General features: G+C 53.7%; 15 protein-coding genes. 10 read left to right on the top strand and 5 right to left on the bottom strand.

Translation table 11 applies throughout. The features are described 5' to 3' along the window. The 4 genes from J7392_RS23555 to J7392_RS23540 all read left to right on the top strand — a co-directional run. Nucleotides 1-448, top strand: a 448-nt coding sequence (locus J7392_RS23555) for a DUF2147 domain-containing protein (protein WP_209219774.1), incomplete at its 5' end; no start/stop codon positions are given. A 31-nt stretch (nt 449-479) separates the two neighbouring features. After that, complete coding sequence (locus J7392_RS23550) at nt 480-1805, top strand: condensation domain-containing protein (protein ID WP_209219773.1); 1326 nt, start codon at nt 480-482, stop codon at nt 1803-1805. 159 nt (nt 1806-1964) lie between these two features. After that, nucleotides 1965-3290, top strand: a complete 1326-nt coding sequence (locus J7392_RS23545) for a condensation domain-containing protein (RefSeq protein WP_209219772.1) — start codon at nt 1965-1967, stop codon at nt 3288-3290. 269 nt (nt 3291-3559) lie between these two features. Next, a complete protein-coding gene (locus J7392_RS23540; protein WP_209219771.1) occupies nt 3560-6622 on the top strand; it encodes a UDP-N-acetylmuramoyl-tripeptide--D-alanyl-D-alanine ligase in 3063 nt (1020 codons plus the stop codon). A 203-nt stretch (nt 6623-6825) separates the two neighbouring features. Here the strand turns inward: J7392_RS23540 and J7392_RS24320 are convergent, their stop codons facing one another. Next, nucleotides 6826-7545: a hypothetical protein gene (locus J7392_RS24320; protein WP_247744750.1), complete on the bottom strand. Its 720-nt coding sequence runs from the start codon at nt 7543-7545 to the stop codon at nt 6826-6828. 77 nt (nt 7546-7622) lie between these two features. Then, nucleotides 7623-8573, bottom strand: coding sequence for a hypothetical protein (locus J7392_RS24315; protein WP_247744749.1), 951 nt, complete (start codon nt 8571-8573; stop codon nt 7623-7625). A gap of 1043 nt (nt 8574-9616) precedes the next feature. On the opposite strand from J7392_RS24315, the gene J7392_RS23530 reads away from it, so the two are divergent. From J7392_RS23530 to J7392_RS23505, 6 genes are all read left to right on the top strand, one after another. Further along, nucleotides 9617-17305: a type I polyketide synthase gene (locus J7392_RS23530; protein ID WP_209219769.1), complete on the top strand. Its 7689-nt coding sequence runs from the start codon at nt 9617-9619 to the stop codon at nt 17303-17305. 57 nt (nt 17306-17362) lie between these two features. Next, the gene (locus tag J7392_RS23525; RefSeq protein ID WP_209219768.1) at nt 17363-19663 is read left to right on the top strand and encodes an MMPL family transporter; all 2301 of its coding nucleotides are present in this window, start codon (nt 17363-17365) and stop codon (nt 19661-19663) included. Then, entirely contained in the window at nt 19660-20451 is a 792-nt protein-coding gene (locus J7392_RS23520) for an outer membrane lipoprotein-sorting protein (protein ID WP_168612805.1), read from the top strand. Before J7392_RS23525 ends, J7392_RS23520 begins: the two co-directional genes overlap by 4 nt. A gap of 131 nt (nt 20452-20582) precedes the next feature. Continuing rightward, nucleotides 20583-21566: a UDP-glucose 4-epimerase GalE gene (gene galE / locus J7392_RS23515; protein ID WP_209219767.1), complete on the top strand. Its 984-nt coding sequence runs from the start codon at nt 20583-20585 to the stop codon at nt 21564-21566. Between the two features lie 341 nt (nt 21567-21907). Then, nucleotides 21908-23272, top strand: a complete 1365-nt coding sequence (locus J7392_RS23510) for a hypothetical protein (RefSeq protein WP_209219766.1) — start codon at nt 21908-21910, stop codon at nt 23270-23272. A 545-nt stretch (nt 23273-23817) separates the two neighbouring features. Beyond that, the gene (locus J7392_RS23505) at nt 23818-24432 is read left to right on the top strand and encodes a response regulator transcription factor (protein ID WP_209219765.1); all 615 of its coding nucleotides are present in this window, start codon (nt 23818-23820) and stop codon (nt 24430-24432) included. A 51-nt stretch (nt 24433-24483) separates the two neighbouring features. Here the strand turns inward: J7392_RS23505 and J7392_RS24465 are convergent, their stop codons facing one another. The 3 genes from J7392_RS24465 to J7392_RS23490 all read right to left on the bottom strand — a co-directional run. Continuing rightward, nucleotides 24484-25908 (bottom strand): ATP-binding protein, encoded by a 1425-nt coding sequence (locus tag J7392_RS24465; RefSeq protein WP_209219764.1) that lies wholly within the window; start codon nt 25906-25908, stop codon nt 24484-24486. After that, the gene (locus J7392_RS23495) at nt 25905-26378 is read right to left on the bottom strand and encodes a molybdopterin-dependent oxidoreductase (protein ID WP_209219763.1); all 474 of its coding nucleotides are present in this window, start codon (nt 26376-26378) and stop codon (nt 25905-25907) included. Before J7392_RS23495 ends, J7392_RS24465 begins: the two co-directional genes overlap by 4 nt. Nucleotides 26379-26755: 377 nt before the next feature. Further along, the coding region (locus J7392_RS23490) for an integrase core domain-containing protein (protein ID WP_209219775.1) at nt 26756-26855 on the bottom strand (100 nt) is incomplete at its 5' end.

Raw genomic sequence — 26855 nt, 5'->3', positions numbered from 1 at the left:
ACCGGCGGCGATCACCATCGGCAGCGGAAAGAACTTCGATTTGAGGGCGGTTGATAAAGTCGGACATAAGGTCGGACTTATCATCGGATCGAACCCGAGATCAGACGGCCGCCGCCGGAGGTTTACGCCCTTTGGCATTTGGTTGACTGAGAAGGGGCGAACTGGGGCCTATCTGCACGTCAAAGTGGCGCCCTGCAACGACAATAGCGCACTACTTTGTGGTTATGTTCATAAGACATTCAGAACCCCGCATACAGAGATCGTCGGCCGGCCAATCTTTTGGGATCTCGAGCAAGTAAGCCCAACTGAATGGGCAAATGGTAGGGTTTGGGACGCCGAGAACCGCAAAGTCTATAGGGCTAAGGTTCGCTTGCGTGAGACTGAGCTGCGTGTCGAAGGCTGTCTTGGCATGCTCTGTGACGGACAAAGCTGGAAACGTGTGAGGTAGCATTCACCTAGGAGCGAGGCAAAGGACGGCTATGACATCCCCCGCTCTTCGGAAGAGAAGATACGCGCCGCTCTCTGACTATCAACATCGCATGCTGTCTGCTGCACTTGATCCCGACACTCCTGATGCCTTCCATCAAGACCAGACAATTTCTTGGGCCTTGAAGGTTACCCCTGGTGTAAGTTCTCGCACCCTTCGGCGCGCCTTCGATAAGCTGGTCGAACGGCATGACTCATTGCGGTTGCGTATCACCCAGATCAGCACTGGCTGGCATGCTGAGATCCTACCCGAACATGCCAGCGGGCTTCTTGTGGAAGACCTAGGTGACATGTCTGATGAGCGGCAACAGGCTGCGGTCATGTCTTTTTGCGAAGTGCCCCTTACCGCTTTGTCCGAGCGGATGTTCGACATGCGATTGTTGAAGTTTGGCGGCGCGGGGGATGTGATCTTGGCGCGCATACATCACGCCATCATTGATGGTTACAGCGTGGCTTTGTTGCTGGAGGAGCTACTCAAGCATGTATTGAGCATGCCTGTTACTGATGTGCCTTTGTCCCATGTGGATTTTATAGCCTATCGCCGCAATCAGCTGGATGAAAATGCTTCTGCAAAGGATGAGTTTTGGCGGAAGGCGCTGCTTCCTCTTCCAAAGAGGCTGCCTGTTGGGCGTCAAGCCAAGGGGCTTCCCCCTTTGTCGACCCGCAACACCGGCCCTACCAACACGCTGAGGAATTTTCTCAAACCGCAAACGGTTGCGCTTATCAAGGCTTTGGCGAAGGCCACGGAAGTATCGCCTTTTTGCCACTTGTATGCCGCGTTCTGCGAGGCTCTTTGTGCGCAAGCGGGACAAGATAGGGTTCTGGTGCATAGCATACTCGGGCGCCGGAATGCGGCGGTTGCGTCTTTCATTGGTGCTGAGATGCTTTTGCTACCGATCAGGTACTGCAAAGGCGCAGGACCGGCTTGGGTGTCTCAGCAGTTGGCAGCATCCTCTGAGATGGTGCCAACGAGAGCTTTCTGCGCAGAAACGCCTACAGGCCGAGAACTGCAGGCCGAAGATGGAGATTGGTACCGGTTTCTCGTGCATATTCCTACACCTACAGGCCGGATGTCATCTTCGCCTTTCCGTAAGCTCTTCGAGGGGGCTCTCGAAGGGAAAGTGTCTTTTGGGTTCGTGACGTTGGAGCGGTTGGCCTTGCCCAAGACCACAGAGACCGATTTTGAGGCTCAACTTAACATCTACCCCGCGCCAAGCGGGCTGCAAGCTTCTCTTATCGGGGATGCCGCAGGCTGGAGTACCGCTGATCTTCAGGGGCTTGCCGAAGAGATAGAGGGGCATGTGCGGGGATATCATTGAAAGTGGTGATTTCTAGATGAGGGCGCCAGGCGTCGCCGTTTGATCTCCGCCCGTTTGCGTTCTTTTGTTGCCTGAGGTGTTTCGCTCATGTCATTATTTTTGCTCATATAAGGTCCCGCCATAGAATGGCTACGCCTGTAAGGGAGGCCCTAGACGTATATGACAGCGCCAATACCCGCTTTGCAGCAAGGAAGGTTCTTCCCGCTTTCTCACTACCAACAGCGTATGTTGGCCGCGGCGCTTGATCCCGAAACCTCCAGGGGGTTTCATCTCAACCAAACGATCTCATGGGCCGTTCGTATCACGCCGGGAGTAAGCGCACGAACGTTGCGCCGAGCCTTCAATCGGCTTGTGGAGAGGCATGATTCCTTGCGTCTGCGCTTGGTTGAGCGTGGCGAGGATTGGCGGGCTGAGATTTTGCCCAACCATCCGATTGGATTGATTGTAGAAGACCTGGGCGAAATGTCTGAGGAAGCGCAGAAGAGTGCCCTCTCGGAACGCTGTGCAGACCCGTTGACCGCGCTCTCCGATCCCATGTTTGAAATGCGCCTGCTAAAGTTCGGCGGCGCGGGGGATGTGATCTTGGTGCGCATTCATCATGCCGTCATCGATGGCTATAGCATTGCTTTGCTACTTGAAGAGCTGCTCAAACATGCGCTGAGTATGCCTGTCTGTGCAAAGCCATTGTCACACGGTGAATTTATTTCGCACCGAAACAAGCAGCTCTTGGCACGTTCCGCGGAGAAAGAAGCGTTCTGGCGAAAGGCGTTGTATCCTTTGCCAGATAGGTTGAACATTGGTCGAGAAGCGCTTGATTTGGCGTCATTATCCCCCCGAAGCATCGGCAGAACGAATACAGTTAACAACATTCTGACATCCCAGGCTTCCGCTGACTTGGGGCGTTTGTCTAAAAGCACAGGAGCTTCGGCGTTCTGCCATCTACACGCAGCATTTTCAGAGACGCTTTGCGCTCATGCCGGACAGCAGGCCATGTTGGTGCACAGCGTGGTCGGGCGACGGGAGGCAGAAATGGCGTCTTTCATCGGCGCTGAAATGATCGAGTTTCCCCTTCGTTATGCCCGCGGGGCAGGCCCTGTCTGGGTCTCAGATCGAATATCAGCCTCTGCCGAGATGCTGCCAACCATGGCCTTAGATGAAGGCACTTCAATGGGGCAGGAAGTACGGACCAATGCGGACTGGATGCGTTTTCTTGTTCATATGCGGGCCCCTACGGGACGTTTCTCAAGTTCTCCTTTTCGCAAGATTTTTGAGGAGGCTATGGTTGGGAAAGTTTCTTTCGGCTTCATATCCTTGGAGCGGATAGACTTGCCGAAAGAAGTCGATAGCGGATTTGAGCTCCACCTTAATGTTATTCTCACCCCGGAAGGGCCACAGGCCTCCATAATTGGAAATGCTGCATCCTGGCATAGGGATGATCTACAGCAGCTCGCCCAGGAGGTGGCGGCCAGGGTTCTGCAAAACTGATAGAATGAGCGGCGCAGTTGCTACGGCAGGTCAGCCAGAACCGCTCCATATTTCTTGTCATTTAAGGTACAAGACCCGCAGGAATAGACCTGCGGTTTCAAAGAATATGCGCGCCCTGTGCCGTTTGTATGGCAGGATCACCAGCCTTGCCTCTTCTTGATTTTTACTTGAGAATGGTTTGAAAAATTAAGGGGTTAGGAGGAGATGTCGCGCTGCAGGGCTCTCTTGGCATTTTGCCGCTATGATCAGCGCGCGCGATGAATTTTATCATGACCACTTCAGTATCGCATTTCATCGATAAGCTCACCGCTCGTGTGTCTCCTTTGCCGGCCCCTTATCCCCGTTTTGTCGTTTTTGTGTCCGCCACAGATGGCGAAAGTCGCGCGCGGGTCAGAACGATCACAGCTTCGAGCATAGACGAGTTGCGCTTAAGGTTAGAGGAAAAGGGCTCTATGCAACTGCTTGGCGGCCGCCATGTGCGTTTGGATTGGCCCACGTCAGTACAAGAGGTTTCCTTTTCCACCTACAAAGCTGCCCTCCAGAAAGTGAAGCGCAACTACAGTCGCAAAGGGATGTCTCTTGATGCAGGGTTCAAGCATGCGGTCACCGAAGGTGAACTGAACGGAAGTGCCCTGTTTTATAAGGGTGCAAAGATTCCGCATTGTGAAATGAACCTCAACAACGTCCAAGTTTACTGGAAGAGGCGCTTTGGGGAAGCGTTTGAAGCTCCAGACGATTCAGACACCGTCTATCTGTTTTCATCTGAGGGGATGTTTCGTGACGACGATCGAGGAGAAGTGGTTGACCTCGAACCTTCCGGGCTGAATGGGGGGCGACGTGTCTTCAACCTCATGCAGCCCGATAACCTTGATAGGGTGATACGTGAGAGTGCTGAGTATCTTGCGGCTCAGGTGAAAGATGACGGCTTGTTCCATTATGGAAAGCATCCGTGCTTTGATCGCCCTATCAACCATTACAACACTTTGCGGCATGCCAGCAGCACCTATGCTCTGTGCGAGGCCTATGAGCTGTTGCAAAGCCCTGTGCTGCGTGAGGCCATTGATCGGTCTTTAAGGCAGATTGCGAAAAACCTTGTAAAATACCGCAGCCAGCCGAGCGGTGCGTCGGCCTTTCTGATGGACCGGGGCAATGAGGTAAAGCTAGGTGGTAATGCTGTTGCCATCTTGGCGTGTTGTAAGTTCTTCGAAGTCACCGGTGACAAAACTGTACTCGAACTGGCTCTTCGTTTGGGCAATGGCATTGTGTCAATGCAACAAGAAAACGGTAGCTTTTGTCACATTCTAGATGCGGAGACACTGACCCCGAGGGAAGATTTCCGCACAGTTTACTATGATGGCGAAGCGGCGTTTGCGCTGATGCGATTGTATGGAGCCACTGGCGATCAACGCTGGCTGGATGCGACACGCCGTGCCGTCGACTATTTTATCGCCAAAGAGTATTGGCAGTACAACGATCACTGGCTGGCATATTGTGTGAATGAGCTGTCTCGCCATTATACGGACCCAAAGTATATTGCGTTTGGTGTCCGCAACGTCCGAGACTATTTGCCCTTTATCCGCGAAAGGATCACCACCTTTCCCACCCTTCTGGAGCTATGTTGCGCCACCCGCCTACTGCTGCAAAGAGCCCTAGGGGATGCTTCACTGGTACAGGTGGTTGATGAGCTGGATCTCGATGCGTTTCGCGAGGCGATGGAACATAGGGCGCAGTATCTGGCCAATGGGTTCTTCTTTCCGGAAGTCGCAATGCACTTCAGAAATCCGGCCTCGGTCACTGGAAGCTTCTTTATTCGACATCATGGGTTCCGGGTGCGCATTGATGATGTTGAACACTACCTTTCTGGGTTGATCGCATATCGCTCCTATCTGAAGGACCGCGATCGTTTTATCGAGCTTTGCGATCAACAAAAGCGCCGCCGGGTCACTGCCGCGGGTCAGGCGCGCTGGTCGACAGAGAATATAACCGACCTTTTGCCGGGGTCGGAATGGCTGATGCCTCCCAGTGAAAAGCTAGAGCTGAATGGCGTTTCCACCTTCGCCCCAAGCTTTCGAGAAGATGATATCGTTTTTGTGCGCCATGCGGATGACCGATTTGGCATTCCGTATAAGGATCTGGAAAAGAACGCGATTTTCCCGCGCCTCGCGATTGTAAGCGGCAATAGCGGAGCTTTTGACCAAGCGAGCTCTGTCTTGCGTGTCCCAGATATGCGCGCCGCGTTGATGACCTTGGCGAAAGATGCGCGTCGATCACTCCTCTGCCCAGTGGTGGGTGTTACGGGAAGCGCGGGGAAAACCACTGTGACATCAATGATTGCCCATTGCCTTGGTGCGGCCGGCAAGGTTCACGCCACCCGCTTTAGCGCTAATATGGCGCGCGGACTTGCTTGGAACCTGTGTTGCGCTCCTACGGATACGCAATATTGCGTTCTGGAGATGGCCATCGGGCAAATGCAAGATAACAGCCGACTGGCGCGACCAGACATTGCGGTGTTCACCAATATTCATCCCGCACATTTGGCCTACCATACGAACACGGCCACCATCGCTCAGAAAAAGGCGCGGATTTTCTCTGAGATGCCCGACCAGGGCGTAGCCATCCTAAACCGGGATATGAGCGAATATGAGATTGTGGAGGCTGCCGCCGAACGTAGAGGACTGAGGATTGTGACCTACGGCTGGTCTGAGACGGCTGACATCTTTCCGACATCCTCAGATCCATCAGCAATGCAAGTCACGCTGAACGTCTTTGGGGATTGTCATATTGTCCCCACTCTGAGCAGGGGGCGCTACGCGGTTGATAATGTAATGGCGGTCGCTGCAGTCGCCAATGTACTGGATCAACCGATTGGGCCAATGCTTGAGCGTTTGACCACCTTTGCAAAGGACGTAGGGCGCGGCCAGATTATCGATTTGGCCACTGCGGAAGGTCCTGCAAAGATATTGGATCATTCCTACAATGCTAATCCGGCCTCAATGCGGGCGGCGCTAGATGAAATGCTTGCGATGCCCTGCTGCGGGAAACGGATGGTTGTTCTTGGAGATATGGCAGAGCTTGGTGAGCAGAGCCGAGCAGAACATGATGCGCTTCTCAACTTTCTCAAAGAGAAACCTTTGGATGCCGTCTATCTTGTCGGTGATGAACTCAAGGCAAGCCTGCCATTGGTTGGCAATGACCCCAGGTTCGTCATTTTAGACGTGAAGAACCTTGAAGGCATCCTGACCCAACAGGTCACTGCAGGTGACATTATATTGGTTAAAGGCTCAAACAGCACCGGCCTCTTCCAGCATCTTTCGGGCTTTCGAAAGGTCTAATCTGCGCTTGTCGTTGAGGCTTGTTGCGGACGTAGGCAGCCTTCCAAATCAAAATGCTTGTTTGGAGCTATGGTCATGGCCGGCACCACCCGAGGTTGGAGCCGCCTTTTGCATTAGGTCGGCGCTTTCTCTCAACAGTCGCCCAAAAGAAAACAGGCCCCACATGTCATGTGGGGCCTGTAATTGTTCCGCAGGGCTACCGGTTAGACGATGTCATCTTGTCCACCACCTAAGCCGCCGAGCAAGCCTCCAGCGAGACCGTCTTCGCCTGTGACACTGTCGAGTAGCCCGCTGTCACCGCCGAGGAGGCCACCGACGAGACCGTCTTCGCCTGTGACGCCGTCGAGCAGACCGCTGTCACCGCCGAGGAGGCCACCGACGAGACCGTCTTCGCCTGTGGCGCCATCGAGCAGACCGCTGTCACCGCCGAGGAGGCCACCGACGAGACCGTCTTCGCCTGTGACGCCGTCGAGCAGACCGCTGTCACCGCCGAGGAGGCCACCGACGAGACCGTCTTCACCTGTGACGCCATCGAGTAGACCGCTGTCACCGCCAAGGAGGCCACCGACGAGACCGTCTTCGCCTGTGACGCCATCAAGCAGGCCACTGCCGTCGCCGAGAAGGCCATCCAGAAGGCCGCCGTCACCGCCGTCTCCATCGGTTTCTCCAAGTGTACCGGTTCCCACCAAGCCACCAACCAAGCCGTCTGCCCCAGTGACATCCGACAAGACACCATCGTTGCCAATCAGATTGCCAAGAAGACCTTCGGAGCCCGTGACATCACCAAGAATGCCATCATTCCCAGTGACAGGACCAAGCAGGCCATCGTCGGCAATGATACCGTCAACCAGACCGATATCCTCAGATATATCTCCGTCTCCGATTACAGGCTGACCTAATAGTTCCTCTCCAACTTCTCCCAAGGGGGTTCCGTCACCGAGAAGGTCGCCCAGCAATCCTTCGGAGCCCGTAACGGGGCCTAAAGGCCCATTGTTCCCGGTCACATCCCCGAGCAGGCCTTCATCGGAAAGGATGGGATCGACGAAGCCGTGGTCCGCATCGGCGTCTGCATCAGCGTCGGCATCCGCATCAGCATCGGCATCTGCATCAGCGTCGGCGTCCGCATCGGCATCTGCATCAGCGTCGGCGTCCGCATCGGCGTCCGCATCAGCATCGGCGTCCGCATCCGCATCTGCATCGGCGTCCGCGTCTGCATCGGCATCAGCGTCTGCGTCTGCGTCAGCATCGGCGTCCGCATCAGCATCTGCATCAGCGTCGGCATCAGCATCCGCATCGGCGTCGGCATCTGCGTCAGCATCCGCATCGGCATCGGCGTCCGCATCCGCATCGGCGTCTGCATCAGCGTCGGCATCCGCATCAGCATCGGCATCTGCATCAGCGTCGGCGTCCGCATCGGCGTCCGCATCAGCATCGGCGTCCGCATCTGCATCGGCGTCCGCGTCTGCATCGGCATCTGCATCAGCGTCAGCGTCTGCGTCAGCATCGGCGTCCGCATCAGCATCTGCATCTGCATCTGCGTCAGCATCGGCGTCCGCATCAGCATCCGCATCAGCGTCTGCATCGGCGTCCGCGTCTGCATCGGCATCAGCGTCTGCGTCAGCATCGGCGTCTGCGTCAGCATCGGCGTCCGCATCAGCATCTGCATCAGCGTCGGCGTCCGCATCAGCGTCTGCATCAGCATCCGCGTCTGCGTCGGCATCCGCGTCGGCATCTGCGTCCGCGTCGGCATCTGCATCAGCATCGGCGTCTGCGTCTGCATCAGCATCGGCATCTGCGTCCGCGTCCGCATCTGCATCGGCGTCTGCGTCTGCATCAGCGTCCGCATCAGCATCGGCGTCGGCATCCGCGTCGGCATCCGCATCCGCATCGGCATCCGCGTCGGCATCCGCATCCGCATCGGCGTCGGCATCAGCATCGCCATCGTCGTCATCTGCACTGCTGCCGCCGCCAGACATGGCGAGCCCTAAGCCGGCCAAGCCTGCTGAAAGAAGCCCGGCTTGCTCCTCTGGGGTGAGTTCTTCCTCGGGCTTATCTTGAATGTCGACGTTGGTGTTGTCGCGCAGGGTGAGGCTATGCAAGGAGCCGTCCGCTGCAGGCTTGTAGAAATCATTGACGGTGATCGTATCACCATTTTTCAATTGGATAGTCAGGGTATCACCCCGACGACTATAGCGCGCAATGTCTGACTGCAGCGCGTTGATAGGAATGCTGATCTGTGGTCCGGCTTGTAAAACAGTGTTAGCCATGGGGGTACTACCTCTCTTCACCCCATAATAAGGGCGGCGCGGTTAATATCTAAAGTATATAGACCATAACTTTGGTATGTTATCAATCGGCTATATGTGCTTTTGGGGGTCTGGGCGTGGGGTTAGGGCCACAGCATGATCAGTGCTGTGCACGGCGTCAGGTCAATCCCGCTAATGGCACCTGATTGGGGTGGATTGGGAAACAGCGCAGCCTCGATCCAGTGGGACTTCTTACAGACAGTCCTTATGGATTCGGGCAAGTGCAGGAATGGCAGACGCGGAAACTTAGGGTGAAGCGGGTCGTGCAGTCAGAAGACTATGGGCCATATTGACCTCGAGGGAGCCGCAGAAACAACTCGCGCCTCAGAGGCAAACCCTTGAAGCCGCTTCAAGCTCTGCTGTTAATTGACGTACTTGGCATCCTAATAGATTTTCCAACCCATACTTTGGTATGGGGTTGTCATGGGCCTCAGCGGCATTCTGAGGGTCGTTTCGATGTTAAAAGGCCTCACTTGCTCTCTTTGCATCTTTCGTCGTCCGGGTACCGGATCAGGGCAAAATGTCGAATTATGCAAAAAAGTCTGGGTAAATCTCCGGTTCTGGTGGAGTATTTACAGAAAAAAGCATCGCGATCACTGTCGGTCTAGCGGCCGTAGAACAAGTTCGAGGGGCGTAATATTCTCTAAGCGCCTCAGATCCGAACAGGGACAGAAGGTAGATGAGATCAATGCCCTTTGCAGCAAACGATAGTACCAAACCTCATAACGCCACCAAAATCGCAATCATCGGACTGGCTTTTCGGTTTCCCGGCGCAGAAGATAATCCAGACAGTCTATGGCAGATGCTTTGTGAGCAAGACACCGGGATTGTTGAAATCCCCAATGAGCGTTTTTCCACCGAAAAGTTCTACGATTCCAACCCTGAAGCTCTCGGAAAGTCTTACACAAAATGGGCAGGGATCCTGCCTGGGATTGATCAATTTGACCCTAAGTTCTTTGGCCTTGCGCCGAGAGAAGCAGCCAGCATGGACCCCCAGCAAAGGCTCGTTTTGCAGGCGGTATATGGGGCCCTTGAAGACGCACAGATCAAGATGGATGACGTGGTAGGCCAGCGTACCGGCGTCTTTGTTGGGGTTTCTCAATCTGACTACAAAACCATCCGCGAGATGAACACGGCAGATGAGGAAAAATATGCAGGCACTGGCTATGCGATGTCCATTGTGGCCAATAGGGTATCACATCGCCTTAATCTGTCAGGTCCCAGTGTATCGGTAGATACCGCTTGCTCGTCTTCTTTGGTCGCCTTGGATGAGGGCGTGCGTCATCTCCAGGCGGGCAGTTGCGACATGGCATTCGTCAGCGGCGTTAACGTAATTGCTCACCCTGGCGCGTTCGTCGCTTTTTCAAAAGCTGGCATGCTGTCCCCGACAGGACAGCTATCGACTTTTGACAAGACAGCAAATGGTTATGTGAGAGGAGAAGGGGTAGGGGCTTTGCTGCTGAAGCCTTTGGATGCAGCGATGCGCGATGGCAACCGTATTCATGCGGTGATTGAAGCCACAGCGGTCAATCAAGATGGCCAAACGGGTACGATGACGGCTCCCAGCCCAGAGGCCCAGATAGATGTTATCGAGCAGCTATTTGCAAAGTCAGGGCGTGTTCCAGCGGAGGTGGGCTATGCTGAAGCACATGGCACCGGCACGCCGATCGGTGACCCCATTGAAGCGGGGTCCATTGGTCAAGCCATTGGGCGGCGCATTGCGGACCGCAAGTTGTATATTGGCTCAATTAAGCCCAATGTGGGTCATCTTGAATCGGCCGCAGGTATGGCGGGTGTTATCAAGGCTGTTCTCTCCCTACAGAAAGGAGAAATCCCGCCCAACCGCCGGTTTGATGACCCCAATCCGGCGATCCCGCTGGATGCACTTAATCTAGAAGTTCCCCAGAAGATCACGCCTTTCCCTGCGGTCGCCGGGGAGCGACGCGCAATCGTAAACTCCTTTGGTTTTGGCGGCACCAATGCTTCCACACTAATTGCTTCGGCGCCCTGCCAAGAGGGGGCGCTTCAGAAGGAGACATCTGCGGTTTCAGCGCCCGATAGCACTCAAACAAGTAGCCCTATTTTGGTTCCTCTGAGTGCCGCCTCTCCCAAGGCCCTTTCGGGGGCTGCGCGCAATCTTCTGCAGGCTCGTCAAAATGGCTCTTTGGCAGAGGTTTCACTCAGCCGCTTGGCGGCAAGCTTAGCAGATGGCCCGGCAATGTATTCTTACCGGGCAGTTATCTTATGCAAGTCAGAACAGGATCTGCTTTCAGGCCTTGAGGCTCTCAGCGCAGAAGAACTGCCCGGTGAGTTGCCAGAACATGTTCGCATGGGGCAGGTCAAACATGTGCCGAAGCTGGTGTTTACCTATTCAGGGCAGGGCAACCAGTCATGGAATATGGCGCGTGACCTGATGGCTCATGCGCCTGTTTTCAAAGCTGCTATTGAGGAATTTGACGCGGCTTATGCTGCTGTCAGTGGATGGTCGGTGCTGGCTGAAATGGCCAAAAACAAAGAGGCCAGTAATGTTGATAAGACGTGGGTGACCCAGCCCGCTCTGGTCGCTGTGCAATATGCGTTGACGGCCCTATGGCGCCATTGGGGTGTTACGACGGACATGGTTTTGGGGCACAGCGTTGGCGAAGTTGCTGCCACGATTGAATGTGGCGCCACATCGCTAAAGGACGCCGTACGCTACTTATCCAAGCGCAGTACAATATTGGACCATATAACGCGTCCAGGGGCGATGGCTGCCGTGGGGCTGCCGCCAGAGGATGTCGAGGCAATGCTGCCTGACAACGGAACGATCGATATTGCCGGACGAAACGGGCCGGGCGCTACGACCATAAGTGGACAAAAGGCTGCGATTGAAGCCTTTGTTACGGAGTTTGAGGCCACCTACCCAGACACTTTTATCCGATTGTTGAAGATTGATGGCGCCTGGCACTCCCATCTTTTGGAAGAAGCAGAAGATTGGTTGCGGCGTGAAGTCGGAGAAATCCGCTGGTCCCAGCCTAAAGTGGATTTCTTGTCTACCGTAACAGGCAAGTTAGAGACCCGTCTCGATTTAGATTACTGCTGGCAGAACCTGCGTCAATCTGTGCGCTATATGGATGCGATTGAGGCGGCGATTGAGATGGGCGCTACGACCTTTCTCGAGATTGGGCCACACACAACACTCAAACCTTTAACCGCAAGCACTGCGCTAGCCTCTGGGGCGGCGATAGATGTGGTGTCATCTATGAGCCACAAGTATCCAGACTTGGATTATTTTGCTGCAGCGGCGGCTGAGCTCTTTGTGCAGGGGGTCAATCTAGACTGGCAAGCTCTCTATGGTTCTAGAGATAGCAGCATTTCCCTTCCAAGCTATGCTTGGGATACTGACCGCTACTGGGCGGACTCAGAAGATTCAAATTTCCAACTTTTCACCTGTCCTGACCACCCCCTCTTGGGGCTCCGCACCCCAGGGCCGGCGGACGTTTGGGTTCAAGATATCAACCTATCCTCCCCGCCTTTTCTGAAAGATCACCGTTATGTCGGAGAGGCGCTATTTCCAGCCGCCGGGTATGTGGATGTTATGTTGGCTGCAGGGCAAGCACTGTTTCCAGACAAAGTACTCGAACTAGAGAATGTCGGTTTCCACAAAGCGCTGTTTTTGCCCGCCCAAGGGACGGTGCAGTTGCAAACAGTCTTTGTGCCCGACCGCGGGCGTATTGAAGTAAGCAGCAGGTTGCGCAACAGCGGTGAAGAATGGGTGTTGCGGGCCAGCGCGGTACTGCGCCCAGTGGATGTCGCGCGGCCTGGCAACTTGGCGAAGCGGCACCGGAAAGATGCGAACCTGCACGTTCCGGATATTTCTGCTTTCTACGAAGAGTTGGAGCAGGCCGGTGCTGTCACATACGGCCCCGCCTTCGCCACAATCCAAAGCCTTGTGGTGGACCGCGACAGCGCCGTAGGCGTGATTGCCGCGCATGAAAGCTGCCGGCCAACTTTGAATAAATATGTGGCCCATCCGGCAATTTTAGACGGATGTATGCAAACTCTATCAGGTCAGCTCTGGGTCGATAGGGATGTGGCGGCTCAGCATCAGCTCGCCCTGCTACCGACCGGAATTGCGCGGGTACGGTGCTATGGTCGTCTGCCTGCGGATGTCACTGCGAACATATCGATTGGAGAGAGCAGCTCTTATGAGCAAGGGCGCGGCAAAATAGATATCGCGGACGCCGACGGCGCTATTTTGTTGAGCGTTTCTGGCCTGAGGGCCAAAGAGATGCCCCAGACCCCAGCCGTACCGGAAGACGCGCAAACGCCGCCTGATTTTATTGTCGAAGAGTTAGATTTAGTTGAATTGGATCTGAGCTTGAAAGAGACACCTGGGCGCTGGCTCGTCTTGGGGGAGGACACTGCGCAAACCGCCAGTCTCATCGAGGCGATGCAAACACAAGGGGCAGATGTTACTCGTCTAGGACATGACACGCTTGGTGAGGATATCACGGATGCTTTGGCCGATATCCTTATGCCTGCCGCCAGTATGGACGATGCAGTTCCTGCTATTGAAGGTATTGTTTTTGCTTGGCCTTTGTCTGCCCCTGATTTGGCGGAAGATTGCACAACAGCTGAGATCTATGAGGCTGTGCGCGGCCCGGTACAAACGCTCATCGAGATGGGGGTTGCGCTGCATGACATACGAGGACTTCACACCTTACCGCGCATCGTGATTGCCACCAAAAACGTGCGCGCGATTGCAGAGAACTGTTTGACCCCCTCCAGTGTGGCGGGGGCTTCTGTGATGGCGACAATGCGCACCCTGTCAACGGAATTGCCTGAGCTTAACTTCCGTCATATCGATGTGGCCCAAGAGCAAAGCGAGATGAACGCGCGGCTGGCGTCTGCGATCTTGTGCACGATGGAGGAAACCGAGATCGCGCTATGCCAAGATGCGATTTATGCCGCGCGTCTAAAAGTGCGCGCACGTGATGATCTCCCGCAGCGCCAGCTGACCATCGAAGCAGAGGATACGCGTAACTTTAAAGTCACTATGCCCCAACCAGGGGTCATTGACAGGCTAGACCTTTTTGAGTGCCCGAGCCGTCCTTTGGGGGCGGATGAGGTCCGCATTAAGGTGCGGGCGGTTGGGTTGAACTTCCGAGACATCATGGCGGTGACGGCTTTACTGCCAGAAGATGCAGAAGCAGAGCCTGCTTGGCAGAACCTCGGGTTAGAGTTCTCTGGAGATATTGTCGAAGTCGGCGAGAATGTCACAGATTTTACCCTGGGAGACAGGGTTATGGGTATGGGGCGCAGTTGCCTGCAGCGTTTTCTTGCGATCAGCACAGAGGGGTTAATCCCGATGCATGACGCTCTAGACTATGATGCTGCAGTCACCATTCCTTCGGCCTTTGCGACGGCTCATTATGCCCTCAGGGAGGTAGGGCGGCTGTCTGAAGGAGATAAGGTTCTAATCCATGTGGCCACGGGTGGTGTAGGGCTGGCGGCGCTTCAGATCGCTCAAGCCACAGGGGCAGAAGTATTTGCGACTGCGGGCAGTGACGACAAACGCGCTTTGCTGCGCGACCGAGGTGTCGCGCATGTAATGAATTCCCGCAGTCTTGATTACGCCGATGAAATTATGGCGCTTACGCAAGGCAAAGGAGTGGATCTAATCCTGAACTCTCTGCCGGGAAGCAATATTGATAAAGGGCTAGATATCCTCGCCCCATACGGTCGGTTTTTGGAAATCGGCAAACGTGACGTCTATGCGGACCATGCGGTAGGTATGAAAGCCATGCGCCGCAATCAGTCGTTTAATGTTATTGACCTTGCCGCCATGGGGACGGAGCGTCCTGAGCTCCTCGCAAGCCAGATGCATGCCGTCATGAGCGATATTCGCGAAGGCCGGCTCGCCCCATTGCCCACCACAAACTTCCCCCTTTCAAAGGTCCGCGCAGCCTTTCGTTACATGTCTCAGGCCCAGCATGTAGGCAAAGTGGTCGTGACCTTTGACGAAGAAGCGTTTGTCATTCGCGAAGATCGCGACAAACCAATGATCTTCCGTAAAGATGCTAGCTATTTAATTACCGGCGGGACACGCGGCTTTACTTTGGCGATGGCTGACTGGATGAGCCGCCAAGGAGCCGGTCGCTTGTTGCTTGCGTCTCGGTCGGGCAAGCTTGCGGAGGAAGACCAACCGCTTCTTGAGGCAATGCGTGCGCGGGGTACCGAGGTGCGCGAGCAAGTATTAGATACAACGGATGGCATCGCTGTGCAGGAGGCCGTCCTGGCTGCTGCTGGCGATCAGGATAAGCCCCTGGCGGGCATCTTACATGGTGCTGCGGTCATCAAAGACACCTTGATTACCATGATGACGCCTGAGGTCTTAGAAGCCGTGTTGGCGCCTAAAGTTGTCGGGGCTTGGGCTTTGCATCAAGCAGAGCAGGCACTCGATACCCCCCTCGATTTTATAATAAACTTTTCTTCCATATCCCAAACGTTCGGGGCCATGGGGCAAAGCAACTATGTCGCGGCCAATGGCTTTCTGTCTGCTTTGGCAGAGTACCGAACAGCGCATGGCCATCAAGGCGGCACGATAGACTGGGGAGCTATTGCGGATACAGGTTTTGTTGCGCGTGACGAGCAGTTGGCAAGCTATCTTGAGACCTCCGGGATGGCTGGGCTTCACGCCACAGAGGCCGAGGTCGCCCTTGGTACTCTTTTACGGACCGGGCTAGGGCGGATTTGTTATGGCCGTGGAGATTGGGAGCAAACGGGCCGAACGAATATAGCGCTTTCACGGACACCGCGGTTCGCCAGTATGATCAGTGGCCGAGGCCGAGATGACAGTGACCTGGCCAAACGCCTATCTTCGCTTTCTGGCGATGCTCTTGTCGCCGAAATCGCAGGGTTCGTGACATCTACCTTGTCTGATCTGCTCAAGGTTACGCTGAACCCGGACGATCTAGAGATGCCAATGAGTGAAGCGGGATTGGACTCGCTTTCCTCCTTTGAGCTTAAAATGCGCTTGGAGACAGAGCTCGGCGTATCCATCATGGCGTCGCATTTTCTCAAAGCGCCCACCATTGGCGAGCTTTCGAAAGTTTTGGCGCAGGAATTTGAGGCGCAGCAAGCGCGCGCTTCAGGTGGTGCAGATGATGAAAACGTTGAGGGGCAAGCCACTTCTGCGACGGGGGCCCACAAGCGCGCATTTACGCAAGAGCAAGCAGGTATGATTGCAACCACGGTTGCGCGCTTTACCTCTTCGTCAACGCGCCGCGCATTTGAGCACCGCTTAACATTTGATGCTCCTGCAGGCGTGGGAGCCAGCGATCTCCAGCAAGCGATCTATGCGACATTCATGCGCTTCCCTCTAATGGGGCTGACATGCGATTTATCGCTGGGGTCTCAGCCGCATTTGGCTTTGGGGGAAGCCCCTCAACTGGCGCAAGGGCATTTGGCCCCTGAAGACGTTTTAGATGTAGAGCGCGGTGAATTGCTCCGGTTCGGCCAGATTGCTCATGATTCCGGCCTACAGGTGCAAATCTCTATGCATGCAGCTTTAGGCGACGCGCAGGCACTAAAAGTGCTAAAAGATGCACTTTGGGCTGAGCTTTGTGCTGTTCCGGCTCAGGCGGAAACGAACACGTTCGATGCATTGGCTCATTTAAGCTCGCTTGCCCATCATGCAGATACACCCAAAGGCCTTTGTGACCGTTCTTTTTGGAGCCACGTCTTACATGAAGTGCCGGGCCCAGTGATCTTCCCTCACCGCGGGCGTGCCTTAGGGCCTGAAACGATGGGTCGGGATCATGGCGTTGCACAGATAAAAGACGGGCATTTAAAGAGCACCTTCTCAGAAGCCGATCTGCTGTTAGCCTATGCTGCTGCATTGCAAGAAGCCACAAACGGGGCTCAAGCTATTGTCGTTGCACGAGAGGTGCCAGCCCGTCCATTGGGGCTATCTGAAGGATTTGGCCCCTTCACGGTCACTTTGCCAGCTATTGTCCCAGTCAGCGGCTACGATGATTGGCAGGCTGCAGACTTTAAGCGCATTCTCGCTGCAGCCAATGATCACATAGCTTTTGATATATTCAACGCGGCAGAGGAATTCGACGAGCGACTTCAGGCATCAGGCGCACGGCTCAACCAGATCGGCTTTGCCCTGCAAGGCCAATTACCGCCTTCACGCGAGGGTGCCACATACAACGATGTGCGACTAGACGTGGCGGCCAACGAAAAGGGACTATCATATCAATTTACCTTTGATGGCGCTGTGGTCACAGAGGTAGAGCAGCAAGCCGTCGTCGCTGCATTTGAAGCAAAACTGGAAGACATACTGGTTTCTCCAAACCCTTCGTCGGTAGACGCCGTGGTTGCAAGTTAACGAGCATGAAAAGCCTTATAGAAAAGCTCTGTGCTGCTATGAAAGCAGCAGGCCTTCATGCGTGTTGAGAAAAAGGCGCATGCGGGCCGCTTAAGCACGCGTCGGCTCGCACACTATATCGTCACATATGATGTGATGTTTTTCGCACTGGGCGCAGTGCTCTTACTGATCGCCAGCCTCGGCCTGCTACGCTTGAGCTTTTCCAGTGATAACCGTGATTTTTTTGGTCCGAACAACCCAGATATAAACGCGGTTCTTCAACTTGAGGATACCTATTCAAAGTCCGATACACTCATTTTCGCCGTAGTGGGCGAAAAAGATCTGTGCACACCGCAAGGTTTGACGCAGCTAAGAAGCTTCACCGAAGAAGCTTGGTTGCTCCCTGATGTGCTGCGGGTGGATTCTGTAGCTAATTTTAACCACAGCTATGCAGAGGGTGATGATATCATCATTGAGCCCTTGCTCTCCGAAGAGGCCGATCTGGGCCCGGAAGACGCGCAACGCGTCAAAGATATTGCGTTGACGTCGACCGAGTTGGTGCATCGCTTGATCGCACCTGATTGCAAAGCCTTCGGCATCTTTATTGACCTTGTTCCTTCTGAGAATGCGTCACTCGATCGATTGGATATGGCAGAACGCGCGCGCGCGTTGAAAGCCGATTGGCAGGCACGCGCACCTGACTTGACTATACATGTCAGTGGCGGGGTCATTGGGGGGGTCTCCATCAATGAGGCTGCGCAACGCGACATGCGCCACCTGGTGCCACTGTCCTTCGCAGTCGTGACGCTTTTGATGTTGCTGGGCTTGGGCACGATTAGCGGATGGTTGGCAACAACTCTCGTAACCTTAAGCGGCACGATCGCGACCTTAGGTTTTGCGGGGTGGATGGGTATTGCGCTTATTCCCGCCACGGCCACGAGCCCTCTCGCAGTCATGGTGCTGATCACAGCGTCTTGTGTCCATGTGGTCTTGGGGTGGGCGCGCCGTATGGCCCAAACACAAAATCGCTTATTAGCGACTTATGAGGCTGTGGAAGAGAACCTCACAGCCGTATCGGTCACGAATATCACAACTGCCATTGGGTTCTTATGTTTGAATTTTTCTGAATCGCCCCCGCTGGCTCAGATGGGAACCATTGTGGCCTTCGGCATTGTGTTTGGCTGGTTGCTCACAGGGATGTTCTTGCCACTGATTTTGCGAAGAGCGCCGGCTTTGTGCTTTAAGCCTGTACACATTCCTGGGCATCAGTTGGAAAAGCTTGCGTCCTCCGCCCTGCATAAGCGTGGCGTGGTGAGCCTCTTTGGTCTCGCGATAGTGGTCGCTTTACTAGGCCTGTCGCAAATTCGGTTCAATGATAGCGCCCTTCGCTACTTTGACGAAAGTTTCAGCTTCCGTACCGATAATGATGCCATTGAGGAGCACTTAACTGGTATGGAGAGCGTGCATTTTTCCTTCCAAGCGCCGGAAGGTCATAGTGTTTTTTCCCCAGAGTTTTTGAACCGCGTTGATAGTTTTACAGACTGGGTGCGAACCCAAGATAAGGTCCTTTTTGTAGGCTCCCTAACGGACGTCTTGAAACGGCTCAATCAGACTTTGGCAGGCGGATCACAGGACAGCTACGAATTAGCGGCGAGCCAGCAAGGCAATGCTCAAGCGATGATGCTATACGAACTGTCACTGCCCCTCGGGCAGGACATGAACCAAATGATGAATATCGACCGGAATAAAACCCGCCTGACAGTGGTCCTGAGGGGGACTGATGGTCAAGATATTGCTCAGTTTGCGCAGCGTTCAGAGGCGTGGTTGCGTGAGAACGAACCCCAAATTGCCACCAGAGCTGTTGGGGTTGGGGTCGCGTTTTCCAAGCTCACACAGCGGAACAATCAGTCAATGATCTATGGTATGCTAACGGTATTGGTGCTGGTGTCAGTTTTGATGACTTTGTCATTGAAAGACCTCCGCTTAGGGCTCGTCAGTCTGGTGCCAAATGTCGCACCTGCCATTTTAGCATTTGGTTTGTGGGGCTGGCTGATTGGAGATGTCAATTTGGGGTCAACCGTCGTGACGACAATGACCTTTGGCATCGTTGTGGATGATACAGTGCACATTATGATACATTACAATCGTCATCGACGCCGGGGTTTGGACCGCGAAGCCGCATTGCGCCTGACATTTCGCACTGTAGGCACAGCCCTCATGGTCACGTCTGTCGCAATTAGTAGCGGATTTTTCATCATGACCCAGAGTGGCTTTTTGATAAACCAACACCTAGGCGGCTTAACAACCATAGTTATTGTGTTGGCGCTATTCACAGACCTGATCTTGTTACCAGCCGTTCTTGAAAGGACAAAGCTATGATCTTCAAAAGATTGCTTATACCGCTTGTCATTATTTGCTCAGGCGCCACCTCCGGATTTGCGCAAGATGCGCAAAAAGGTCAGCAGATCGCACAGCGCGCAGAAGCCGCTGGAAACGGCTATGGCGATTTTACGGTGCAGGGAGATATGACGTTGCGCACAGCGGGGGGCGCCACCAGTAAACGCCGCTTTGCCGCCAAAAACCTGGAGCTGAATGGTGGGCGTGCCACGCGCTACATGATGGTATTCGATTGGCCCGGGGATATCCGAGGGACTGCTTTACTTACCCATTCGTTCAACGGAAAACAGGACAGTCAATGGCTGTATCTTCCCGCTGCGGGGCGGGTAAAGAAAATAGCGGGCAGCGGTCGTTCGGGCTCATTTGTGGGCAGCGAATTTTCCTATGAAGATATGGTCGAACAGGATGCATCCAGTTATCGGCATGTGTGGTTAAGGGACGAAGCATGCCCCACTGGCGCTGGCACTTGTCACCTTCTACAAAGGACACCGATCTTTAAGTCAGGATATTCTCAACAAGCTGTATGGATAGATACCAATGCTCTACGGTATCAACTTATCCAGTACTACAACCGCCAAGGGCAGCTCAATAAAACGCTGACCATGAAGAATTATAAAAAGTACAAAGGGCGTTTTTGGCGCCCATCTCAGATGACGATGGTCAACCACCTCACTGGCAAAAGCACAACGTTGAATTGGAAGAACTATCAGTTCAATGTAGGACTTCAGCCCAACCAACTGACCCGCGAGGCCTTGGCGCGCGCTCAGTGAAGTCACCTCATTGCAGGATCATAGCATCTTACTGCCTTCTGGGTGAGTTTCCCCGGGCAGCGATCTGATGTTCATTTGCAAAGCATCACGCAAGTAGATACGCCAACCCGACAGCGCAGTGAGAGGGTGATATGGATAAAGTGCTCGTAACCGGTGGTGCCGGGTATATCGGATCGCATGCGTGCAAGGCGTTGAAAGCTGCAGGCTTTACACCTGTCACTTATGACAATCTCGCAACTGGCTGGCGCGACGCGGTGAAGTTCGGCCCTTTTGAGGAAGGCGACCTTCAGGATCGGGTGCGGCTGGATGAGGTATTTGCCAAACATCACCCCATTGCTGTGATGCATTTTGCAGCCCTGAGCCAAGTGGGTGAGAGTATGAGCGACCCTGGCCGCTATTGGCGCAATAACGTCGGCGGATCGTTGTCTCTGGTGGAAGCAGCCGTAGCCGCCGATTGTAAGAAGTTTGTTTTTTCCTCCACTTGTGCGACCTATGGCGATCAAGACAATGTCGTACTGGACGAAAACAGCGCCCAATATCCGATCAATGCCTATGGAGCATCAAAACGGGCGATTGAAGATATCTTGCATAACTTCGAAGCCGCGCATGATCTGCAGCATGTGATATTTCGCTACTTCAACGTGGCGGGGGCCGATCCAGAAGGCGAGGTGGGTGAGTTCCATAAACCAGAAACACATTTAATCCCACTGATGCTTGATGCCATCTCCGGAAAGCGTGCAGCTTTGACGATCTATGGTGATGACTATGATACGCCCGACGGCACCTGCATTCGCGATTATGTACATGTCTGCGATCTCGTAGACGCCCATGTGTCAGGACTAAAATGGCTGCAATCTGACAAGGGTAGTAGGGTTTTTAACCTTGGTACCGGCAGTGGCTATTCGGTGCGCGAGGTCCTTGATTACAGCCGTGCAGTAACCAATCAGGCGGTCCCCCATACCATTGGCCCGCGCCGCCCAGGCGATTGCACCAAACTGGTGTCAGGCTCTTCGCGTGCAATGGAGGAACTGGGGTGGACGCCGATACGGTCAACGTTGGAACAGATGATTTCCGATGCTTGGCGATGGCATCAAACCGGCCACTACAATGGTTAATCTTGCGGCTCTCTGGCATGCAAACACGTCCAGTGCCTGCAGCGCGTCAGAAAGCAAATACTTTAAAAGGTTTTGATGCTCTATCCGATCCAATAGCAACTATGTGCGGATGTGAGGCCATGAGCCTCGTAAAAGGGAGCCGCTATGTTGTTAGGTGGGGGAGAAGTTGGCAGCCCGGACCGTCACAATCGACTTACCCTACCTTCTTAGATGAAGCGCTTTGCGTGTTCCTAAGCACACAAGCTCAATAATTGCGACCTAAGTGCTCCTCATTTTGTTTTCAAATTAGATAGAAGCGTTCATCAAGAGTGAGACCGGGGCATTCTTGGGCGGGCACTTCTATGCGTAGAATACTTAAATCCTGGGGCGTTGGCATATTCGGGCTTAGCGCTGTACTGGCGGGTTCTGCGGTTGCGCAAAACATCACGTTTGAGGGAGAAGGGGGCCTGATCGCTCGTAGTTTCCTCCACGACGGTGAATTGCCAGGCCAAGCGTCGCAAGGAACCCACACAATTGCCAACCTTCGGCTGTCCGCGTCGTCAGAGCTCTCTTATGGGCGATGGGTAACCGAACTGAACGGCAGTAGCGATCTGCGTCTTGGCACCCAGTCATTTGATGTAAGTAAAGCCTATTTTGAGGGGCAGGCGGGCAGGCTTCGGTACCTGATCGGCAGCGACGTCGTACACTGGGGGGTGTCTGAAGCAGCAAATCCGGTCAATATCATCAATCAGTACGGTTCGTTCTTTGAGACAGATGAAGAGCAGCGATTAGGACAACCAATGGCCGTCCTCTCGTTTGACACCCAGTACTATGGGTCGTTTAGCTTTTTCGCACTCGCAGGCTTTCGAGAGCAGAACTATGCGGCCGCCTCTGAGCGGCTGCGCTTTAACGCGGTTCCTGACGAAAGTCGGACCATGTTTGAAGACAAAGATGATCTAGATATCGCCCTGCGCCATACCCGCACGTTCAATTTTGCCGACGGCTCATTGGACTATGGCCTGTCGTTCTTCTCAGGTACCGACAGACAGCCAGTCTATTTGCCGGGCTGCTCGTTTCGATCATCCACCGTTTCTGAAGATACCTGTACGACGATCAATGCAGATATCCGCACTGCATACGAGGGTCTAGGGCAGGGCAGTAACGATCCCTTGGCGCAGCAAGTCTTCGAGGCGGCCAGCCCCATTACGCAAGGATTTTTAGCTTCTGGCGATAGTGTCGGTTCAATCGCGTACTATCAAAATATTCACCAAGTCGGGCTCGAACTGGCCTATACCACCGGTGACTGGCAGTTAAAGTTTGAAGGCGCGCAAAAGTTCACCAGTCAAGAGGACTACTTCTCTGGGGTGGTTGGCGCAGAATACAGCTTTGGAGATGCGTTTCGAACAGGAGGGGACCTGCGCGCGGTCGCTGAGTATATCTACGATGGGAGATCCAGCACGCAACCTCAGACATTCTTAGATAATGACCTGTTTGCTACGCTACGCTACAATTTTAATGACTTTCGGGATACGGAAATCGCGATAAGTGGGCTCTACGATATCCATACAGATAGCAACGTTCTAAACTTGAACCTTTCCTTCCGTCTGTCCGATAATGCGCGCATGGATATCTCCTCAACCTTTATCGACGCCGAAGACCCCACCGACCCGCTGACGTCTCTAGATGGCGATGATTTTTTAGAGGTCGGCGTAAAATACTACTTCTAGCTTTGCACCTGGGGACCTTTGCCGACAGTTAATGTTTTCGTTCTGGCAGTGCGTCCTTCGCCTCTAAGTTCTTCACGTAGTATTCCCGCGCCTCTTCTATAAATCCGTATAACTCAATGTACTTGATTAAAGCTCTTTCTAGGAGATTTACCCGTTCTACATGGTCCATAGGTTTCAGCTTTCTGTTTTCCATCGCGCTACATCCTGTGCATTTGCACGCATTGCTTTAGATGAGCGTCACAGTATCGCGAAGAATATACTAAGAAGAAGTTAATTTCTGTGACTAGCGATGTTTAATCTAGTATTGATAGGTCATCTGAAGTCAACGACCCTGGAGCGCCGAATTTTGCCGTATTTTTGCCAAAGTAAGAGTGTGATGACAGCGGCAAATATAATTGGCAGTTGTGAAGTATCTTCGGTGTTAAACGTTGCTCAATAATGGAATCGCGCACCCGATGGACATTTCCTCGCCCTATGCTCAAACCTGCGTTTGGTAGCCCAGAGTGTGCATTTTAAGTATGATATTTAGAGTATCGGGAAGATAGATGCGTGTTTTAGTTGCGGATGATCACGACTTGCTGCGAGATACGCTTGCCATGTTTTTTCAGACGCAGAGTGACATTGAGGTCAATTCCGCTCCAGATTTGTTGGCTGCTTGTGAAATGATTGAAAACAGCCCCCATTATGATTTGGTGCTGTTGGACTTGAATATGCCAGGTATGAACGGCTTGGAGGGTTTAGAGCGTGCGCTGTCCCTCAAGGGCGGGCAACGGGTTGCCTTGCTTTCTGGAGCGGCAACCCGAGAGGTGGTAGAGCGCGCTTTAGAAGCCGGGGCCGTAGGTTTCATACCCAAGACTTTACCGGCTAAGTCTATGCTGAATGCACTGAGATTCATGGCATTGGGCGAGCAATATGTTCCACCCGAATTTATGTCTGCGCCAAGTGATACACCCGTTCATCCGCTAGTCGAAAATCTCACGCCGCGCGAGTTGCAGATGATGAAAGGCTTAACCGAAGGCAAATCCAACAAAGAAATTGCGCGAGATCTTAATATTACCGAGCCGACCGTTAAACTTCACATGAAGACGCTTTATCGCAAGATCAGCGCCTCAAACCGCACTCAAGCGGCGTTAATCGCACAGGAAGTCGGGATTTTTTGATGCTTTCTTGCGAGAAAGTGGTGACGATTGAGACAGTGCGCCCAGTGTTTATCACGACGATGATACTTCTGTTTCGGGGTGGGCTTGGCTGCAACACCCAATCGGTGTCTCTGTTAAGAGCTCAAGCTCGATCCAAAAGGTCGACCCTTCTCCTTCGGTTGAGCGAAATCCGACACTTCCACCAAGCAGGTCCATAAGCTGCTTGGTGATACTCAGACCAAGGCCACTGCTCTTGTTTGCACCCGTCGTGCCAGGATTGACTTGATGGAAGGCTTTGAAAAGATCCTTCTGTTTTTCCACTGGTATCCCAATGCCGCGATCCGTCACTTCAATCCGGGCTTTATGGCCAATCCGTTCTAGAGTGACGGTCACTACATCCCCCGATGAGGTAAACTTCGCCGCATTGGAGAGTAAGTTGCTTAGGACCTGGGACACGCGCGCGCTATCAGTAAGAGCCAAGGTGTGCCCTGGTGGCATGGATAGTTCGTAGTGAACCCCAAGAGAACTGGCATAGGCGTGGCAACCTTCCACGGCGGATTCGACAACGTCGGCGAGATCGGTGAGCTCTTGCTTGACCGAAACTTTTCCCTCACTCAGGGCCTGAGCATCCAAGATATCATTCACAAGTGTAAGGAGCCGGTCGCCATTGCGGCTGCATATATCCAGCAGTCTTAGGGAGGCTTTGTCTTCCAAAAACGCGCTTGTTCGGGCTTTTAGCAAGTCCAGCCCGCCAAGGAGTGATGTAAGGGGCGTGCGCAGCTCGTGACTCACGATGCTCATAAAGTTCATTTTGAGGTGGGATGCAGACGTCGCCTCTTCCGCAAGGGCGCGCATTTCCTTTTCTCTTTTTGCGGCAAAGCGGATCTCGAGCATAAGCAACGCAATAAATATGCCAAAGAGAACAAGGATCGTTGCGCCAAGATAGACTATGGCCTGCGAAAAAGAGAGCAGGCCGGTCCGGAATTCGGTTAGCGAAGTCGTTTTTGCTTGCGCTAGCGCCAGTAGGAAGTCCCTGATTAAGATATCGAAGCCATCGAGGGCCTCCAGAAGGGTTGTTGCCCTTTGAAGGCGCACTTCGTCGGTCATGTCCTGCGTGGCGAACTCTTCAATCAGGGGTTCCAGCGTCTCAAACCTGTCTTCGAGCGCCAAAAGAGCGCTTTGGTCGATGTTGAAGGTTTCGATGACCTGGGCCAGTTCTCCCTCTTGGAGGATGATGATCCGGCTCCAGGCAATGTCGAAGCGCAATGCAACATCCGTCGCAGGTTTGAAACCCAGTGCAGCTTTGCTAATTTCTCTTTCAAGCCGAAGCATTTCGAACTGCAGTTGCGATCCGATCCATAGCGGATCGCTTTGTTCTGCCGTTTGAATGCTATCGACTCTCTCGCTGAGCTTCAGGACCACGCCGATACCGAAAAGCACAGCTCCGACAAAGAGTACGAGGAGGATAGCTTGAATTTTTCTACTTTTTCTCTTCACTCGACAGAAATTTCTTTGAGCTGCCAAACGAGCCGGTCGTTGTAGGTATCATTGTGTAGCTCAGGGTTGTCATCCATCGGATAAATAACCCAAATCGGCCCCTTGTTTCGTACTGTCATTGGTTCCCCGTCTCGTAGCACTGCTAAGACGACATCATAGTCAAAAGCATCCGAGGCAGGCACGGTTGACGTAAAATCGTTGAGCGCGATCATGTTCAAGTCTTCCTCCCGGTCGATCCCAAACATGTTTAGAATAGTGCGCAGAAGCGGCCCCTGAAACTTAGCAGAGCGATCGACGTAATCATTCGATGTAACCACCACCGCCTGAGGCATCGCAAGTAATTCTTCAAGAGTGAAGGACGTTGATTGTTCCGGTGTGGCAACCGTAAGAACGGCTTCGGCTGAAACTAAGCTCGGTAGAACCACGAAAGCAGCCGCGGAGGCTGTGCTTAAAAGTCGTTGCATTAGCATTCGTGGTTCCTTCTCCCATGCTTTCACGGTGAGTTTGAGCATAGTTTCGGGCGATTTTACGGCGCTCTGGGAAGTTTTCACCTAATGAGAGCGGTTGACGGCTACGGCCTAGATGGAAGCAGCCCCGGTGAAGCTCCCTTGAACGCACGCATGGGTTTGCATTGCGTGATTGGGTCGCCCACATCTATCCCATCGGATGGCACTGCCCAGCTTTAGGTTATCCTGTTGAGCTGTCGGCCCCCTCTTAAGAAGAGCCTTAGTAGCCTTTCACCCCCCTCAGCTATACTGCCGCGCGGTATACGAGGCTGTTTAGATTTCGGATGCTGTTTCTTGTGGGAAGACAGGAGACGTGGACCGGCCCCCGTTTCACCGGACACCTAAGCGGTTTCGGTTTTAGCCTTGATGAACTCGCGAGGCGAGCGCCATCTTAGGCCGCTGTGTGGGTGGTTGTTGTTATAGTCCTCGATCCATTCTCCT

Origin of the sequence: Sulfitobacter sp. R18_1 (assembly GCF_017743915.1) — a bacterium.
Taxonomy (GTDB): domain Bacteria; phylum Pseudomonadota; class Alphaproteobacteria; order Rhodobacterales; family Rhodobacteraceae; genus Sulfitobacter; species Sulfitobacter faviae.
This window is presented reverse-complemented; position numbering and strand designations above follow the sequence as displayed.